Source organism: Mycobacterium sp. NGS11 (genome assembly GCF_059813315.1).
In genome coordinates this window covers 1-17745 of sequence record NZ_JCALEJ010000042.1, presented here as the reverse complement: position 1 = coordinate 17745, position 17745 = coordinate 1, and the positions used below count along the sequence as shown (strand labels likewise).

The following is a 17745-nucleotide window of genomic DNA, read 5'->3' as shown; positions in this document are numbered from 1 at the left end:
GGATGACGAACCCACCCGACACTCAGCTCCGGCAAGGTGATTGGCCCACGCCCTAACCGCGATTGAACTACGCCCGCAAAAGGTTTTGGCGGTTGGTGTAGGCCCCATGGCGTTACTGACGATGTTGCCCGTCCTCACTCGCTTCGAGTTCGCGCAGCTACCGCAATAGCACCGCTCACGGTTCCGCGGCGACCGCATGAGCAACTGGTGATTTGAGGGTGTCCCAGAAGAGTCGGGGGAACCGAAGGGCACCGTCCGTCCCTGCTGTGACCGCCTAGCCTAGCTTGGCGGTTCAGTCCACTTTTGGGGCACGATGGCATCAGGGTGCCAACCATCACGGTGGATATCGACGATGAACCATTCGTCGCCGACCTCACGAATAGTCGCCAATGTGCCCTTTGGGATCACTACCCCATTCTCATCCAGTATGTCGGTGAGGAGGCGCACCGTCCGACCTTCAGACATGCTCACCAGCGTACGACTTTTCGTTTGATCTAGCCGCTAGTAAACAAAGCTGCGGCTCAACCCTTTCGCGCCATCGTCGCTGACCTTCCAGAGGGACCGGCACCGAGTCACTACCGTGGACCCCTGCGCCGACGCTCAGATAACCCTTCACCCACCGACGAATACGACGGAAACGAATATGCGGCTTTACCGGTAATAGCTGCCATATTGCAGCAGATGAATCAACTTCTTCGTCTCCGGTTGGGCCGACCAGTGGCGCTGTTGGCGTGTGAGATGGAAACTGACCTGCAATGTCGGTGTCCTCGGTAGCAGGACTCCGCCGGTGTAGGTCTTCGCCCTTCGCCGATAGCCAGCACCATTCATTCACTGACAGTACTTGTCCAAATCCGCGATATCGGGCACCTTCGGGCTTTCCAGGCGGCCGACCGCCATTAAGACATATCGGCTGTGATCTGCTGGTCTCCCGCGGCGGTCAATCGCCATAGATTGTTGTGCTCATCAAACACCGCCGAGGCGACGGTGGTGTTCAACCGAAGCTTCTCGCGCAGGCCGTGTTGGTCCACGACGTCTTCGGCGTAATCCCGAAGCTCATCACCCGGAGCGAAGATCTGCGACCAATCACCGCGCTGCTCCTAGGAGAAGCTGTAGACAAACGACGGAATATCCACCGCCACAACAGGATACGTGTTCGCTTGCCAGGTGCCGCCCACCCGATCCCACTGGTCGACGATGATGAAGTCGTGAATACCTCTCCGTTGCAAGGCGATACGGGCGCCGATACCGCCGAAGCCAGCTCCCACAATGACGACCTCATGGTCAGGAGTGAGACGCTCGCCAGCAGGTAACTGTTCAATCTCGACTGTTGTACTCAATTCGGGCTCGCCGGACTTGCTGCTATCTCTGGTAACCCACAAGCGCGCCATGGGTCCCGAACAGTTCCTGCTGCCACTTGTTCAGCAGCGCACGGATGTCGACATCGTCGGGATGAAAGCCAGGTTTCATGTAGATGCGCAGGTCGGCCATCAAACCCTTGAGCAGCGGGCCTCGAAACACAGCACGTGCTTGACGCGTCACTTTGATCGGATGCCACCCTTTAGGGTCCGTCGCGATGGACAGCAACACGCCGATCGTGATCACCGGGATGGCCAGAACGTATAAAACCCCCATCACACCGATGCGAAGCCACTCCGGCCCGCGGACGGACCGGTAAACGTCGAAGGCAACCGATTTATGCTCCAGCTCTTCCACCGCGTGCCAGTTGAGCAGGTTTCGCACCTCGGGATCACCCGGGATCTTCTGTAACTCCTCGCCTAGCATTCGCTCAGCCAGCGTGGCGGTGAAGTGCTCAGCCGCTGCAGTGACCGCCAGGGGTACCCGCGCGGGCAGCAGGTTTTCGATCCGCACCAACAGCCGCTGCCGCCGACTATTGGTATCGAACATGAAAAAACTGACCAGGGGATAGCCCCTGTCCACCAATTGCTCGTTGAGCCGGCGGTGTTCCTGCCCATGCACCGACTCCTGACCAATGAATCCGGCCACCCGCTTCTTTAACTCCGGATCGGTCAGCCGATCGGCGAAGCGCCGGACCGACCTGATAAATAATTCCTCGCCGGGCGGAAATATGCCCGACAGCAACGCCACAAGGTGGCTAAGCACGATGTCGTCTTCAACGAAGTGACGCTGCATCGGCTGCGGATCACCGAATGGGAACCGAATCCGGCGTGTTTTCGGATACGCCTTCCTTGCTGGTCTTTCCGGTGCCATTCCTGTGTTCGCAACTGCTGCGTGACTAGCTACCATGACACTCTCCTTTGTTTTGAGTGTGGTGGTCGGTCACTTCAGGTAGCCGACCAGGGCACCCTCGGTACCGAAGAGGTCCTCCTGCCATCGCGCCAGCAACGCGTTGGTGTCGATGTCGTCGGGATGAAATCCTGGCCGCAAGTATTGCCTGAGCTCTGGGATCACGCCACGAAGAATGGGGCCGCGGTAGAGCCGATAGGTCTCACGCACCAGTCGCACTGGCTGACGACGCGCTTCGGGATCCCGCGCCACCGACCAAGCCAGTGCGGCGGTTATGAGGAGGAGCAGAAGGGGGATCATTACCGCCATCACACGTCGACGCACCCGCTCGGTACCCCCCACCGAGCGGAATACATCAAAGGCAACCGACTTGTGCTCAAGTTCCTCCAGCGCATGCCAGTTCAGGAGATTCCACACCTCCGCATCGCCCGGGATCGCCTGGATCTCCTCCTCACCGAGGGTTCGCTCAGCAAGTACGGCGGTGAAGTGTTCTGCGGCTGCTGTCACCGCCAGCGGAATCCGGGCCGGCAGCACCTCTTCGATGCGTTTCACCCAATCAACAAACTTTTCTGAATCCCACCACCCAATCGGATACCCCATGTCAACGAGCTTGTCGTTGAGCGCCCGATGCTGCTGGCCATGCACCGATTCCTGACCGATAAACCCGGCCACCCGCTTCTTCAACCCAGGATCGGTGATCTCATCGGCAAACCGGCGCACCGACCGAATGAACAACTCCTCCCCCGGCGGGAACGACCCCGACAAGTTCGCCAGAAAGTGACTGAAGATGATGTCGTCGTTAACGAAATACTTGCTGCCCTGGGCAAACGGGAAACGTATCCGCCGGGTCGTCGGATACCGAGACCCCACACTCACCGCATTTACACTGGTCGCCTCTTGCACTATGTGGTCGCTCGTCATAACCAGTTACCCCTTCCTCGAACACCCGGTTTCCGATACCGACAGTACTAGGTGTTTAGTGAGACGCTACTGCGAATCGACAGGGTGCGCAAGGCTCGGCAATGACGTGCAGAAACGCTGCGCTTGAGAGCCGCATCACACCGCCGCGCACGCTGCCACCTCCACGACTCCCCCCTTTAAACTGCTTTGACAATCGGCCCAACTCGCAGTACATAGTACTAGTTGTTACGTATACTGTTTGTTCGGATTGCACACCCGGAAGCGGGGGGCGTTCAAGCTGGATACCGGCATCGAGGCTCTCGGCAACCACGTCGCACGGCGCGTAACAAGGAGGCTCGCGTGTCATGTTCCGGGATACCTAGCGGTTCTAGCTGCTCTATGGGCGGCCCTGGGCGACGGGGTGAACGTCCCGGCGGATTGGCACCCAGTGCCATGTCGTGTAGGGCAGTGGGCTCTGGTTGATACCAGAAGAGGATGGGCGGTGTCAACGACCGGCCGTCGGCCAGTCAAAATACATTCGGAGGCGATCGATTTATGAAGGACTTCACCAATAAAGTGGCAGTAATCACCGGCGCTGGCTCAGGTATCGGCCGCAGCCTGGCGTTGAGTTTGGCTGAACAGGGGGCGCAGCTGGCGCTGTCGGACATCGACACGAGTACGCTGGCCGATACCGCTGGTCGATGCGAGAAGGTCGGAGCTAAGGCGGTGCCGTTCGAGCTCGATGTCGCCCAACGGTCGGCAGTGTACGCACACGCAAATAATGTCATCGGTGAATTCGGCAGAGTGGACCTTGTTTTCAACAACGCGGGTGTGGCACTCTCGGCCGAAGTGACCGACATGGATTGGGACGACTTCGAGTGGCTGATGGGCATCAACTTTTGGGGGGTCGCCCATGGCACCAAGGCATTCCTGCCGCACCTAATCGCGTCCGGCGATGGCCACATCGTCAATGTGTCATCGGTTTTCGGGTTCGTCGGGATTCCGTCACAAAGCGCCTACAATGCCGCCAAATTCGCCGTCCGCGGCTTCACCGAGGCCCTACGCCAAGAACTCCGGGCCGCCAAGCATCCCGTTGGTGTGACCTGCGTTCACCCGGGCGGGGTGAAGACCAACATCGCCGGTCACGCCCGAGGGCTGCCCGACGACTCGGACCCCGAAACGCTTAGCCGCATTTTCCATAGGATCGCGTTCACCAGCCCCGAATCAGCGTCGAGGGCGATACTGCGTGGGGTCAAGAAGAATAAGCCGCGGGTGCTGATCGGTCCTGACGCAAGGGTTTTCGATGCAATTCCCCGAATCCTCGGCCCTCGCTACGAGGACATCATGGCGTCGTTCTATCGCACCGGGCGCTACGGTGCCGGGCGTCGAGTCGCCGAACGCCTCGGCCTACCCCGGTAGTGGGAACCAACCCCGGCGACTGGCGAAATGATTCGCTGGCGGAGCCACAACGCTGGGGAGAATTCACGTTGCCGCCGCGGTGAAGAAAATGTGGATTTTCCTGGTTATCGTGCTTGTGGTTGCGGTAGCGGGCTTCTGCGTACTGCGGCTTCGCACCTTTTTCGGCGTCCAGGACAATCGCCCGATTACCAGCGGCATCGCCGATGAGATCAAGCCGTTCAATCCCAAGCACGTGGTCTACGAGGTGTATGGACCGCCCGGGACGATTGCGAACATCAATTACTTGGACATCAATGCCCAGCCTCAGAAAGCCAGCAATGTGCCGCTGCCCTGGACGCTCTCGGTTACCTCGACGCTGCCCTCGGTGAGCGTCAACATCGTCGCGCAGGGCGACAGCAACCAAATTGGCTGCCGCATCATCGTCAACGACGTCGTCAAAGACGAAAGGTCCAGCCAGGGAGTGAATGCTCAAACCTTCTGCATAGTGAAGTCCGCATGACCGATAACCGGGCCGCAGGGCTCCCACATATGCCGGTTTTCGCGCGATCGGTCCACAAACTCGCGGTGCTGGTCGTCGTGGCCTGGGTGGGACTTGTCGTCGTTCTCAGCGTCTTGGTTCCATCGCTGGACGCTGTCGCCGAAGAACACACCGTGTCGATGAGCCCCAGGGATGCGCCGTCGATGCAAGCGATGAAGCACATCGGCAAAGTATTCAACGAATTCAACAGCGACAGCGCGGTCATGATCGTGCTGGAAGGTGACAAGCCGCTGGGCGATGACGCCCACCATTTCTACGACCAGATCGTCCGCAAACTCGAGGCTGACAAGAAGCACGTCCAGTACGTCCAGGACTTCTGGGGCGATCCGCTGACGGCCGCCGGTGCGCAAAGCAGCGACGGCAAGGCCGCCTATGTGCAGGCGTATCTCGCTGGTAACCAGGGCGAGAGCCTGGCCAGCGAGTCCGTCGCGGCTGCCCGCGAGATCGTGGACAGCGTGCCTGCGCCGCCGGGGGTCAAGGCCTATGTGACCGGCGCCGGGGCGTTGATCGCCGATCAGCACTCGGCCGGACAAAAGAGCCTCCAGAAGGTCACAATGATCACCTTCGGGGTGATCATTGTGATGTTGCTGTGGGTATACCGTTCGATTATCACCGTGTTCAGCACCTTGTTCATGGTGGTGATCGAGGTGATGGCGGCTCGGGGGGTTGTCGCTTTCCTGGCCTACAACAACATCATGGGATTGTCGACCTTCGCGGTGAATATTTTGGTGTTGTTGGCCATCGCCGCTGGGACAGACTATGCGATCTTTATTCTCGGCCGATATCAAGAGGCGCGTTCGCTGGGCGAGGACCGCGAAAAAGCCTTCTACACCATGTTCCACGGAACCGCGCACGTCGTCCTTGGCTCTGGGCTGACCATTGCCGGTGCAATGTATTGCCTTAGCTTTACCCGGCTTCCGTATTTCCAGACTATGGGGATTCCCTGTGCAGTGGGTATGCTTGTCGCCGTTGCTGCCGCGCTGACCTTGGGTCCGGCGGTCCTTACCGTCGGCAGTTTCTTCAAGTTGTTCGATCCTAAGCGGAAGATGCGGACCCAGGGATGGCGACGGGTGGGTACCGCGATCGTGCGCTGGCCGGGGCCAATTCTCGCAGTGTCAGTTGCGATCGCCCTCATTGGTCTACTCGCCCTACCCGGTTATCAAACCAATTACGACAACCGGCTGTATTTACCCCCGAGCGTCCCTGCGAATATCGGCTATGCCGCCGCCGAGCGGCATTTCCCCGCGTCCCGGATGAATCCGGAATTGTTGATGATTGAGACCGATCACGACATGCGCAATCCGGCGGGCATGCTGGTGTTGGACCGGATCGCCAGGGGTGTCTTCCATATCCCGGGTGTCGCGCGGGTGCAGGCGATAACCAGGCCGTTGGGAACGCCGATCGAGCACACCTCGATCCCGTTCCAGATCAGCATGCAGAACACGACGCAGGTCGAAAACCAGCAGTACATGCACCAACGCATGGATGACGTGCTCAAGCAGGCCGACGCGATGCAGCAGTCCATCGACACCATGCAGCGCATGTACAACATCACGGCGCAGATGGCCGCCGTCACCCACCACATGAATAGCCTCACGCATGAAATGGTGGACGTGACAAGCCAATTGCGTGACGAGATCGCAAACTTCGATGATTTCTTCCGGCCGATTCGCAGCTACTTTTATTGGGAAAAGCACTGCTTCGACATCCCCATCTGCTGGTCGCTGCGATCCCTCTTCGACGCGCTCGACGGCATCGATCAGCTCACCGAGAAGTTCGAGTACCTGACGGGTGACATAGACAAGCTGGACGCTTTGATGCCCCAGATGCTGGCACAGATGCCGCCAATGATCGCCACCATGACGACCATGAAGCAAATGATGCTGACCATGCACAGCTCGATGTCGTCGCTATATGACCAGATGGACGTGATGAGCCAAAACTCGACCGCCATGGGTCAGGCCTTCGATGCCGCGCACAACGACGACTCGTTCTACATACCGCCGGAAGTCTTCGACAACCCCGATTTCAAGCGCGGTCTGAAAATGTTCCTTTCACCCGACGGCCACGCGGCCCGCTTCATCATCTCCCACGAAGGAGATCCCGCTACCCCCGAGGGAATTTCACACGTCGAGCCGATCAAGAACGCGGCCAAGGAAGCCATCAAGGGAACCCCGCTGGAGGGCGCCAAGGTCTATCTGGCCGGCACCGCTGCGGTCTATAAGGACATGCGTGACGGCTCCAAGTACGACCTGATGATCGCCGGAATATCCGCGGCCAGCCTGATTTTGATCATCATGCTGATCATCACCCGAAGCATGGTTGCCGCGATCACCATCGTTGGCACGGTGCTGATTTCATTGGGCGCCTCTTTCGGACTGTCCGTGCTGCTGTGGCAGGACATCATCGGTTTCAAACTGCACTGGATGGTGCTCGCGATGTCCATCATCTTGATGTTGGCCGTGGGATCGGACTACAACCTGCTGCTGGTTTCCCGATTCAAAGAAGAAATCCGCGCCGGTTTGAAAACCGGAATCATCCGCTCGATGGCCGGCACCGGCAGTGTGGTGACATCGGCGGGCCTGGTGTTCGCCGCCACCATGGCGTCCTTCGTATTCAGCGATTTGAAAGTCGTTGGGCAGGTCGGTACTACAATCGGCCTGGGCTTGCTGTTCGACACTCTGATCGTGCGTTCGTTCATGATGCCGTCCATCGCGGCGCTGCTGGGACGCTGGTTCTGGTGGCCGCAGCAAGTGCGCACGCGCCCGGCCAGCCAGCTACTTCGGCCCTACGGGCCGCGTTCGGCCGTTCGTGCCTACCTGCTGCCAAGGGAGGATGGCCCGCAGTCGGCGACCACCGACCGATTCTCGGCGGCCTCACCGCACTACTGAGGCATGACGGAGCATGGGGTTAGCCCCAGTTGGGCACTTCATCGCCATGGACTCCGCCGCACTAGCCAGGGCCGCCACGGGGCGACCGCACCTGCGCAAGGAATGCATCCCACCCGGACTGCCAAAGTCGCTGCCGCACAACTTTATTCAACTCTAAGAGAGCGGTTCAACTATTGCCGAATCTGGTACTGCAGCCGTAGATTGGGGCCCGTTGATGCTGGCGTGTCTGCGCTGGTCGGGGCGGTGACCGCGGCATTGTTCGGAGTTTGTGACTACTTCTGAACATGCCGCGGTCGCCGTGGCTCATAGCGTAGACCCTGATCCGGTGGCATTCGGAGTTCTCGGCGGTCCTGGATCGCATCGCGCTGCGTTTTGCCCGTTACGAGCCGTTGCGTCATGCCGGCGAGCTGATCGCCGGGATGGTCTCGGGTCTGGACCGCAAGAATTGCTGGACCATCGCCGAGCACCGCGGCGCTGTCAGTCCCGACGGATTGCAGCATCTGCTGGCACGCGCGAGTTGGGACGCCGATGCCGTCCGCGACGATCTGCGTGACTATGTCATCGATGCGTTCGGTGATCCAGGCGCGATTCTGGTAGTCGACGAGACCGGCGATGTGAAGAAAGGCGCCCACCGCGTCGGGTTCAACGCCAGTACAGCGGCGCCGCTGGGTGCATCGAGAACTCACAAGTCGCGGTGTATCTGACCTACGCCGCACCCCGCGGACATACCCTGATCGATCGGGCGCTGTACCTTCCGCGCAGCTGGGCCGACGACGATGACCGCTGCGCCGATGCCGGAATCCCCGAGAATAACTGGGATTTCGCTACCAAACCTGCCTTGGCCGTCGCGCTGATCGACCGTGCTGTGGGGGCCAAAGTTCCCGCGTCGTGGCTGGCCGGTGACGAAGTCTATGGCGCTGACCCCCGACCGCGGGCAGCCGCTCGCGGCCACCGACTGGGCTACGTGCTGGCGGTGGCGGCCAACCGGCGCGTGCCCACTGAAGCCGGCCCCATCCGCGTCGATGCGCTACCCGCGCTGATCCCGGCACACGCTGGCAGAAACACTCTGCCGGCGCTGGGGTCCACGGCCCACGGCTATACTCCTGGGCCTGGTTTCGCCTGTTGGCCGAAGACGACACCGACGCCGGTGTCCACCATTTGCTGATCCGACGCAACGATGCCACCGGCGAGCACGCCTACCTACGCTGCTACAGCCCGCGCTCGGTGCCACTGCGCACACTGGTGGCCGTGGCCGGTCAGCGCTGGCGCATCGAGGAGTCCTTCCGAGCCGCCAAAGGACTCGTCGGCCTCGACCAGCACCAAGTGCGGGCGCTGGCGCTCCTGGCATCGCTGGACCACCTTGGCCATGCTCGCCCACGACTTCCTGGCCGTGGCCACCGCGATCGAACGCGATACCGCACCGAACCCCAGCAGGCCTGATCACATTGACCGTCAACGAGTTTCGTCACCTCTAAGACGCCCTGCTTCTGGCCACCAACCACACCGTCGCGACCCTGCTGGCCTGGTCACGATGGCGACGACGACACCAATACCGAGCACGACTTTCCCATTATCGAGCCGCGAACACCAATGATCCCGATCTACGGCTGCAGTACTAGCCTCGATTCTTCGTCCGTGTAGTGCTGGTGATGCCGGCTGCGGTTGGCGGGTTTGGCTGCGTTTTCTTCGGGTGCGGGCATGTTCAGGTGCTCCCGTGTCCCCGGGAGATGCGCGGCATCGATGCGTTGATTAACCAGCCACCACATCGTCGTCATCGCGGCCTTCGCGCCGAAGACATGCTCACGATCCCGCACAACTGTCCAACTAAACCCCGCGCGTAGCTGGCCCGCACCGAATCGCGCCTGGCAGCTAACGCTACTAGTAGTAGTGTAGCGCTACTATTAGTACACTTATCCTTATGTGTCTGTGTGTCGAAGGGGGAATGATCAGGCAGCGCTCTAAGGATCCCTGGTTCAAAAGGCTCCACGATGCGCCCACGACACTTCGTTGATGAGGCTATCCAACGAACTTTCCCAACTTGTGCGACTGGGAATCGCGCAGGCGGAGTATGGCGGTCTGCCATGAATCTGCCGCTTGCGCTAACCAAGCCTCACGCGTGGACGCGTGCGGTTCGGGGATTCAAGCTCGCCCGGCGCGGTATTACCCGGCACCTCCACCCAAGGCCGCCGGTTGACGACCAAGGCCGCGTCCGTCCGCGTCATTACCCGCCTCGCTCCTGCTCCTATTTGGACGACGAGCTGATGAACCGGGAAATGTATGATCACGTGCGCGAGGAGCCGATCAGATTGACCTCCCGGCTGGCATTTCGCCTACGCCGTTCATGAACTGGGTTCGGTCGAAGGTGCGTCGCCACGGTCAACCACCTGCGCGCTACGGGATCACATGACGATGTGCCGGACAGGCTGGCCCGCTGGCTCCGCGTCCCTCTCAAGCCGAAGCGGCTGGGCTGCCCAGCGGCGATCGAATAGTTGCATACGCCGGTGGTAGTTTCGCCGATCACACAAGAGGGTACTGGCAGTACTGCTGCGATACCGTTGGTTTCTTAAGGCAGCGGGGCGGGGGATGGCGGATTACGGGTGGGTTTCTTCGGGTGTCGCGACCTTGAGTCGCCCGGTTCGGGGGCGACTTCAAAACGTGGCGGCCGGTGAGGGCGCGATCCGACGCATCGCGCGCACCCGAATCCAGCTGCTCTCGACCCGCCAACATGACCGCCTGACCAGCGTGCTCGACGCCGATGAGCACCACGCCGTGAAGGTGGCCTACGTGATCTATCAGAAGATCATCGCCGCCTACGGGCGACCCCAACCGCCGCCGCGGCAAACGGCTCCTGGCCGCGGTGATCGATTCGATCCGCCGCGGCGTGCCGGCCGGGCTGGAGGAGGTCGCCCACCTCGGCCGCACCCTATGGCGCCGACGCCACGACATCCTGGCGTTCTTCGACCACCACGCCTCCAACGGACCCACCGAAGCCATCAACGGCCGCCTAGAAGCCCTGCGCCGCGACGCCTTGGGATTTCGCAATCGGTCGTGTCCGGAATCCGGTCGAAATAGGGAGCACGGGCGTAGGTTCCGCTTCACGACCTGCAAGTCTGTGAAGAAGGAGAAGTTACGCCCGTGCCTGTTCGAGTATCAGCCACCGGCCGTATCCGCACCAAGATCGATGCCTTGTTTGCCGAGGATCGGGAGCTGCTGGAGATCCTTGAAGAAGTCGCCGCCTGGGCGCGCAGCTGTTGATGGAGGCGGCGCTGGAGGCTGAGGTCACCGAGTTCCTCGGCCGCGAACGCTACCAACGCGCCGCCGGCTGTTCCGACGCTAGCGACGGCTCACGCAACGGGTATCGGCCGGTGACGGTCAAAACCACCACCGGGCCGGTCACGTTGGAGCGGCCAGCTGCGCGGCACCACCGCAGCGTTCGCGTCGCGCCTGTTCGGTAAGCATGTGACGAAAACCAACGCTCTGGAGACGCTGGTGATCGCGGCGTTCGTACGCGGCCTGTCCGTCCGGGATGTGGAGGCCACCCTTACCGAAGCGCTCGGGGATCAGGCCGCGATCTCCAAGTCGACGGTTTCCGAAATCTGCAAGGCGATCCGCTCCGAGTATCAGGCGTGGGCGCGCCGGCGACTCGACGAGATCGCGCTGGACTATCTGTTTTGGGACGCCTCGTTCTTTCGGATGCATCCCGGGTCCCCGGCCGAACCGGTGTTGGCCGCTTGGGGCATCACCACCGAGGGCAAGCCGGTGTTCGTCGGGTTGGCACCCGGGACCGGTGAGTCCACCGAGGCGTGGGCCGACTTTTTGACCGATCTGCGCGAGCGCGGCCTTGGCTGTCCGCTGCTGGTGGTCTCTGACGGGGCCAGGGGCCTGATCGCGGCCATCGAACAAATCTACCCAAAAGCGTTGCGCCAGAGATGTCTTATCCATCGACTCCGCAACGTGCTCGCCGAGATTCCCACCGGGATGCAAGCCGAGATCCGCGACGGATACTGGGCGATTTTCGACACCACCGACCTCAATATCGAACCGGGACCCCGGCTGGTCGAAATCGTGGACAAGCGGATCGAGGCGTTCGCCGCCAAATACTGCGACCTCGACCCGGCGGCTATGCGGATCCTGCTCACCGACAAAGCAGGGACGGCCTATCTGCGGTTTCCGGTCGAACACCATGGGCGCGTTCGGCATTCGAATTTTATTGAGCGCTCCTTTGGTGAGACCAAGCGGCGGACCAACGTCATTGGCCGATTCCCCGGCGAGACCAGCGCTATCAGCCTGGTATGGGCCGTGCTTGATCGCGCCTCGGCCGGTTGGCGGGGCCTGACCATGACCCCGGTCGGCACCGGTTACTGCAAGACCTACGCCGATCACTGCTCGACCCCACCCCATGAACTGCGGCCGCCGCCCACCACCACGAATTACGAGCCCGAACCCGCAGATCCGGTCTTGGCCACCGCGTAGCGGCCTCGGGTTGCGACGCCGGTACGTCCCCCAGGCAGAGGACAGTTTGTCACCGCTGGTTTGACGGCTGGCGGTGACGAAGTCGATCGGTGCGATATAGCCGGTGATGCTGTTGATGGTGCGATGCAGGCCGTGGTGCAGCGCGTCGATGTCGCAGCGAGCCAGACCGCCAGTGGTGGCGATGACGTGTTCGGTGGTGAACGCGAGGTCGTTGATGGCGCCCAGGATGCGGCGGTCGGCGGTCTTGGCCACGACCACTTGCTGGGGATCGAGATCGCCAAGCGTATCGACGGGCAGGCCTTCGGCATGCAGCGCGGCCTGGATCGCCGCCGCGACGGGAGGGCCGATCGGGCGCAGCCCGGAGGCGGTGACGTTGGGCATGAACACCGAGAACAAGGTGCCGGCGTGGGTCACCAGCAGGCATTTGCGTCGGTCGATCCAGACCAGATGGGCATACCAGTCGGTCGCGCAGGCTTCCCCGATGGCCGGCTCAGACACCCCCAGCAGCGCCAACACCTTGGCGGTACATCGCAGCATCCCGAGTCATGATCGTAGGCAAAGCCACCGACGATCGGTACGCACGAACGCCTGGCTTGGCGCCGGTAGGGTCTGGCGACGTGTTGGTCGCTGATCCGGGTCACTTCCTCGGCTTGCCGCCCGACGCATCGGGTTCCGCGCGGCGCCTCGCGCAGCATTTGGGATATTGTCCGGGCGGGCACCGCCGGCGAGGTCGGTGATCCGTGGGTATCCGCATTGCCGTGTCGGCGCCGACCGGCCCACAGGCGCTGCCCCGGGCGGATGACCATCGCCGTCATGGGGCCGAGGCCTCAGCGCCGATCCGATGGTGGTGCAGCGTCTGCGACGCGACGACGACGGGGTGATCAGCAACTGGGCAGACTCGCCGTACGACCTGCGAGATCATCATCAGCGACAAGACCGCCGCGGTGTTACGCGAGCTGGTGTTGCTTGATCCCGACTGTGAGCGATTGGTGTTTGGCATGCGCGCCCGCCCCGGCGGCGCTGCCTTGTTGACCAGTGCAGACGACCTGGAGGAGCTGATCGGGTTCGTGGCCGCCGAAGCCAACCACGAACCCAACCGGCGCCGCCAAGACCGCCTCGACGCTGCGGTTAACGCACTGACCGAAGCCGCCCAAACCCTATACGGCTGAACATCTCTCGGGCTTGCAGTGTCGGCCCTGGGGGCTGACAAAGCATCCGGCAGCGGGTGTACGCAAACCCGCGCCTCGTCACCCATGACATTTTCAGGGGCCAACTGCGCGGTGGTGTGACTGCCGCCCGAGTTCCCCTGCCCGTATGCTGACGACGAAGCCGCGAACCGGCCCGTGCTTTTACACCAACTTTCGGACGCGACCCAATACAAACCCCTCCCACCCAGTCGACCTGACGCTGTCCCAGGTCGGCGACGATATGGTGGCGCGTCGATGACTGTGGGATTCGGTGCACCGGTGCTCACCGTCTACGACAATCCCGTCGCGCCGCTGCTCTGCCGCTACCGACGCGATCGGCGTGTGGTCCAGCGCCGCCTGATTCGTAAGGGCACCGACACCGGGCCTTGCAATGACGGGTTTGTGCCCCATCGCACGGACCCGGCCACTTCCAGACCGTCGAGTTCGTCGAGTAGGCAGTCGACGGCCGTGATCACTTCGAGCCGAGCGAGATGGGCGCCCAGACAAAAGTGAAGGCCATGGCCGAAGGCCAGGTGCCCGCACCTCACGGGCCCGGTGATAGCCGTTGCGCACCACCAGGCGGCGGCCGTTCTCAGCGAGCTGGTCGGCGAACTGCTCGACGTAGGCGTCGCCGACCTCGGCCTTCAGCGGCGCGGCCTGCATCTGGCGGGCACCATCGCGGACGATCTCATCCAGCAACGACCGATGGCCAGCCGTCTTGTCGTGGGCCTCCTGGGCATCGTGAACTACGGTGAGTAAGACGTACCTTCCCGAACCAGCGCGCCAACGCCGGCTGTTGATCGGACCTACGCGAACTTCAGATCATCCTCGGGAAGGTGCGACCGCTTTCAGGCCGCCCTCATCAAGGGCCATCCACAAGTTCTGATCATTGCTCTATCAGACGCACAAACTTATGGAACCGTTAGTATCGGTGCGCTACTATCAGTAGCTGATACCCAATGTCCGAGGAAAGGTGCTTGTCATGGTTGAGGGCGATATGGGTCCTGGTGGGGTGGCGGTTGCGGAGGCCCCGGTAGTGGAGCCTCGCTACCCCAAGACGCGGCGGATACGTTTCCCGTTCGCTCAAAGCAGCAAGTACTACGTTAACAACGACATGGTGTTTAGCCACTTCGTGGCTAACTTGTCGGGGTCATTCCCGCCGGGAGAGGAGATCTTCATCCGGTCGGTGCGCCGGTTTGCTGATGAGATCACCGATCCTGGGTTGAAGAAGCGAGTGGCCGGGTTTATCGGTCAGGAATCGGTGCATGGCCAACAGCACCGGGCGATCAACGAGAAACTCATCGAGATGGGGTATCCGATCGCGTGGTGGGATTCGGAGAAGTTCGTCGATTGGGTGAAACGCGTTGAGGAGTTCTTGCCTCCGCGGATCCCTTTGGCGGTGACAGCGGCCGCCGAACACTTCACCGCCGTACTTGCCGAGCGGGTACTTGGTGACGAGGAGATTCAGGCGATCCCGGGCGAGCTAGAGATCTGGAATCTGCTTAATTGGCATGCGATCGAAGAGTTGGAGCACAAGTCGGTGGCATTCGATGTGTTCCAGACGGTGGGTGGCACCGAGAAGGTGCGTCGGCGTGTCATGGCGGTGATGATTCCCCTGCTTTTGTTAGTGCTCCTCGGGGTGACTGCCTACTCGGTGTCCAAAGACCCCGAAGCGCGTCGCCGGCCGCTGCGCGTAGTGCGGGAAACCTACCGGCTCTACCGCGGCCCCCTGCTGCGGGGACTCATCCCTGAGCTGCGCGTCTACCAGCGGACCGGGTTCCATCCCGATGACATCGACACCGGTGCATTACTGGAACGCTGGCAAGAGGAACTCTTCGGCACCGAAGGAACCCTCGTCGGCTACCTCAGGTAGCTACCTAAAGCGGGTAACAACTGAACTGGGAGAGCCCCAGCAGCGGGTATGGCCTGTGCTGGACCGCGTCCCCCGGCTGATGCAGCCTGACTATGACACCCGCCGGACTGCAGCCGGGCGTGCGGCATTCATCGAGTTCACCCTGACTAAAGGAGCCACCATGCACGCGACCGCCACCACGAGCGTCGCCCGCCCGATCGAGTCCGTCTGGGCAATCCTGACCGATCACGAAGGTATGTCGAACTGGGGCCCAGGCGTGACCGTGACCATCGACCGGCGTGGGAGTCCCGAGCCGAACGGTCTTGGCGCTGTGCGTCGGATCAGTACGCCCGGCCCAGGACCGGCGATGACCGAAGAAGTGGTAGCCTTCGAGGTCCCGAACCGGTTCGGTTACGCCGCCCGCTCAGGCGTACCCATCCCCGGTTACCAGGGCGAGGTACGCCTCACTCAAGACGAGGGGCAGGGAACCCGCATCGACTACACATTGTCGTCCACAGCGTCGTTCCCGCCGGTGAAGCTGGTACTCGCGGCTCTAAGCCAGGTACTGCTGCGGCTTTTCGCCCGGGCCGCGGCGAAGTCCTGAACCTAAAGCACCGGCGTCTCGGACGTCTTGCGGCACGGAGGGGCTTTAGGGCGGATCTCACCGAACATGCGGATCGCTCGTTCACGCAGCTCGAACGGATAGTCTTTAGACCGACGTGCAGACATGCGCTTCACCTTCGCCTCTCACTACGAAGTGAAGTTCCCGGACACTTCCGCGAGAAGCTTCGGACAGTCCGCAGGGCGGTGGTCAGTTCAGCCAGGCGAGTGAGCTTCAGGTCCGCCGCCGAGCGTTCGGGCGTTGGCGTGCAGATGGACCCGAACTGGAAAATAACGATAGGTATCCCTAGCCGCCTCCCAGCGCGGCGACGCCGGGCGGCCGACGTAATGGCCTGACCCCGATTCATTGATCCATGAGATCTGTACCCGTGTTGTTGGTCCACCGTTGTGAGAGTCGAGGGCAGAGTGATCATCGGGAGGTCATATGCCCCGTATGTATTCGTCTTCGGTGCGCCGGCAAATCGTTGCGCGGCTTCGGTCGGGTGAACCGGTGGTCGCCGTGGCGGCCGAGACCGGTATCTGCCAGGCGACCCTGTTCCGCTGGAAACGTCAGGCTCTCATCGATGCCGGAGTCATCGAGGGCACCCTGAGTGTGGAGGCCGACGAGCTGGCTGCCGCCCACAAGCGCATCGCGCACCTCGAGGCGGAGCTGGCGTTGACCCGCGATGCTTGCGAGTTGTTCGATGAGCAGGCGGTGGTGCCCCCAAAACGCCGACGCGCGATCGCTGAAGGGCTGATCGCGCAAGGGCATTCAGCCCGATCTGCTTGTCGGATAACAGGATTAACGCGTTCCCTACTGCAATACCACCGGCGCCGCCCTGTCCCGGACCGGGAGGTGAGGCGGCTTATTGTGGCCGACACGATCACCGAGATCCACCAGCGTTCTCGCGGCACCTACGGTCGCCGACGGGTCCGCGCCGCGCTGCTGGCCGACTACGACATGAACGTCAACCTCAAGCTGGTCAACTCGATCATGTCTGAACAAGGTCTGTACGGGCTGCCGCGCCCTGGGCGGCGAAAGCCGAATCTGATCGGTGTCGACACCCCAGTTGACCTGGTTAACCGGCGGTTCACCGCCACTGGGCCCAACGAATTGTGATGCACCGACATCACCGAGCATCCCGCACGCGACGGCAAGGTGTACTGCTGTGCGATCCTGGACTGCTTCTCGCGCATGATCGTGGCCCGCACCTTCTCCACGACCGCTGACACCGCACTGGTCAACAATGCGGTCAACATGGCCGTGGAGAACCGAACGCGAAGTGGCTCAACGATTCTGCACGCTGACCACGGGACTCAGTTCACGTCTTGGAGCTTCGGCGAGAACATGCGGCGATGGGGGTTGCTTGGCTCGTTCGGCACCGTCGGCGACTGCCTGTTGACCGGCTAATCGGAGACAGCTGGAGCGTGTAAACGACACGCCAGCAAGGGAAATGCTTGACCGGTGGTGGTTGGCAGGGTTGCACTTGTCTCATGACGATTCAGCATCAGCTGCGTCTGGAGACAGGTACCCATGTCGCCTGGGTGTTGTCCGGTCCAGTCGTCGGGAAGTATGCGTTGGTCAACGAGTACCTCGGGTATCTGGCCGACCGGAACTAT

Annotated in this window: 12 protein-coding genes and 6 pseudogenes; 11 read left to right on the top strand and 7 right to left on the bottom strand. The window is 61.7% G+C overall.

The window, feature by feature from the left end; genetic code table 11:
- Nucleotides 1-279: 279 nt before the first annotated feature.
- The 4 genes and pseudogenes from AC5Y4T_RS25420 to AC5Y4T_RS25405 all read right to left on the bottom strand — a co-directional run bounded on the left by AC5Y4T_RS25420 (nt 280) and on the right by AC5Y4T_RS25405 (nt 3186).
- Nucleotides 280-465, bottom strand: coding sequence for a hypothetical protein (locus tag AC5Y4T_RS25420; RefSeq protein WP_142305296.1), 186 nt, complete (start codon nt 463-465; stop codon nt 280-282).
- A gap of 390 nt (nt 466-855) precedes the next feature.
- A pseudogene (locus AC5Y4T_RS25415) lies at nt 856-1388 on the bottom strand (flavin-containing monooxygenase); the annotation flags it as partial.
- On the bottom strand, nt 1360-2229 hold the full coding sequence (locus AC5Y4T_RS25410) for a metal-dependent hydrolase (protein WP_072501204.1): 870 nt from the start codon (nt 2227-2229) through the stop codon (nt 1360-1362). The pseudogene AC5Y4T_RS25415 and the gene AC5Y4T_RS25410, both read right to left, overlap by 29 nt.
- A 69-nt stretch (nt 2230-2298) precedes the next feature.
- Complete coding sequence (locus AC5Y4T_RS25405; protein ID WP_173662728.1) at nt 2299-3186, bottom strand: metal-dependent hydrolase; 888 nt, start codon at nt 3184-3186, stop codon at nt 2299-2301.
- 534 nt (nt 3187-3720) lie between these two features.
- On the opposite strand from AC5Y4T_RS25405, the gene AC5Y4T_RS25400 reads away from it, so the two are divergent.
- The 4 genes and pseudogenes from AC5Y4T_RS25400 (at nt 3721) to AC5Y4T_RS25385 (ending at nt 9632) form a co-directional block, all read left to right on the top strand.
- The gene (locus AC5Y4T_RS25400) at nt 3721-4584 is read left to right on the top strand and encodes an SDR family NAD(P)-dependent oxidoreductase (protein ID WP_065122887.1); all 864 of its coding nucleotides are present in this window, start codon (nt 3721-3723) and stop codon (nt 4582-4584) included.
- Nucleotides 4585-4672: 88 nt separating this feature from the next.
- Complete coding sequence (locus AC5Y4T_RS25395) at nt 4673-5083, top strand: MmpS family transport accessory protein (RefSeq protein ID WP_065122886.1); 411 nt, start codon at nt 4673-4675, stop codon at nt 5081-5083.
- A complete protein-coding gene (locus AC5Y4T_RS25390) occupies nt 5080-8013 on the top strand; it encodes an MMPL/RND family transporter (RefSeq protein ID WP_065122885.1) in 2934 nt (977 codons plus the stop codon). The genes AC5Y4T_RS25395 and AC5Y4T_RS25390 overlap by 4 nt, the downstream gene beginning before the upstream one ends.
- A 350-nt stretch (nt 8014-8363) precedes the next feature.
- Nucleotides 8364-9632: pseudogene (locus AC5Y4T_RS25385) on the top strand (IS701 family transposase).
- Here AC5Y4T_RS25385 and AC5Y4T_RS25380 read toward each other — a convergent pair.
- The gene (locus AC5Y4T_RS25380; protein WP_065122884.1) at nt 9615-9827 is read right to left on the bottom strand and encodes a hypothetical protein; all 213 of its coding nucleotides are present in this window, start codon (nt 9825-9827) and stop codon (nt 9615-9617) included. The pseudogene AC5Y4T_RS25385 and the gene AC5Y4T_RS25380 overlap by 18 nt on opposite strands.
- Nucleotides 9828-10870: 1043 nt before the next feature.
- Here AC5Y4T_RS25380 and AC5Y4T_RS25375 point away from each other — a divergent pair.
- Nucleotides 10871-10999 (top strand): annotated as a pseudogene (locus AC5Y4T_RS25375) (transposase); the annotation flags it as partial.
- A 149-nt stretch (nt 11000-11148) separates the two neighbouring features.
- A pseudogene (locus AC5Y4T_RS25370) lies at nt 11149-12486 on the top strand (IS256 family transposase).
- A gap of 141 nt (nt 12487-12627) precedes the next feature.
- On the opposite strand, the pseudogene AC5Y4T_RS25365 reads toward AC5Y4T_RS25370, so the two are convergent.
- Nucleotides 12628-13023 (bottom strand): annotated as a pseudogene (locus tag AC5Y4T_RS25365) (DUF6933 domain-containing protein); the annotation flags it as partial.
- A 461-nt stretch (nt 13024-13484) separates the two neighbouring features.
- Between AC5Y4T_RS25365 and AC5Y4T_RS25360 the strand changes: the two are divergent.
- Entirely contained in the window at nt 13485-13655 is a 171-nt protein-coding gene (locus AC5Y4T_RS25360) for a hypothetical protein (RefSeq protein WP_232526919.1), read from the top strand.
- 558 nt (nt 13656-14213) lie between these two features.
- Here the strand turns inward: AC5Y4T_RS25360 and AC5Y4T_RS25355 are convergent.
- Nucleotides 14214-14372: pseudogene (locus tag AC5Y4T_RS25355) on the bottom strand (IS256 family transposase); the annotation flags it as partial.
- A 298-nt stretch (nt 14373-14670) separates the two neighbouring features.
- On the opposite strand from AC5Y4T_RS25355, the gene AC5Y4T_RS25350 reads away from it, so the two are divergent.
- From AC5Y4T_RS25350 to AC5Y4T_RS25335, 4 genes are all read left to right on the top strand, one after another.
- Nucleotides 14671-15546 (top strand): metal-dependent hydrolase, encoded by an 876-nt coding sequence (locus AC5Y4T_RS25350; protein ID WP_072501491.1) that lies wholly within the window; start codon nt 14671-14673, stop codon nt 15544-15546.
- Nucleotides 15547-15706: 160 nt separating this feature from the next.
- Entirely contained in the window at nt 15707-16129 is a 423-nt protein-coding gene (locus AC5Y4T_RS25345; protein ID WP_065122891.1) for an SRPBCC family protein, read from the top strand.
- 441 nt (nt 16130-16570) lie between these two features.
- Nucleotides 16571-17245: an IS3 family transposase gene (locus AC5Y4T_RS25340; RefSeq protein ID WP_095763937.1), complete on the top strand. Its 675-nt coding sequence runs from the start codon at nt 16571-16573 to the stop codon at nt 17243-17245.
- A 9-nt stretch (nt 17246-17254) separates the two neighbouring features.
- Complete coding sequence (locus AC5Y4T_RS25335; RefSeq protein WP_095763936.1) at nt 17255-17536, top strand: DDE-type integrase/transposase/recombinase; 282 nt, start codon at nt 17255-17257, stop codon at nt 17534-17536.
- Nucleotides 17537-17745: the final 209 nt, after the last annotated feature.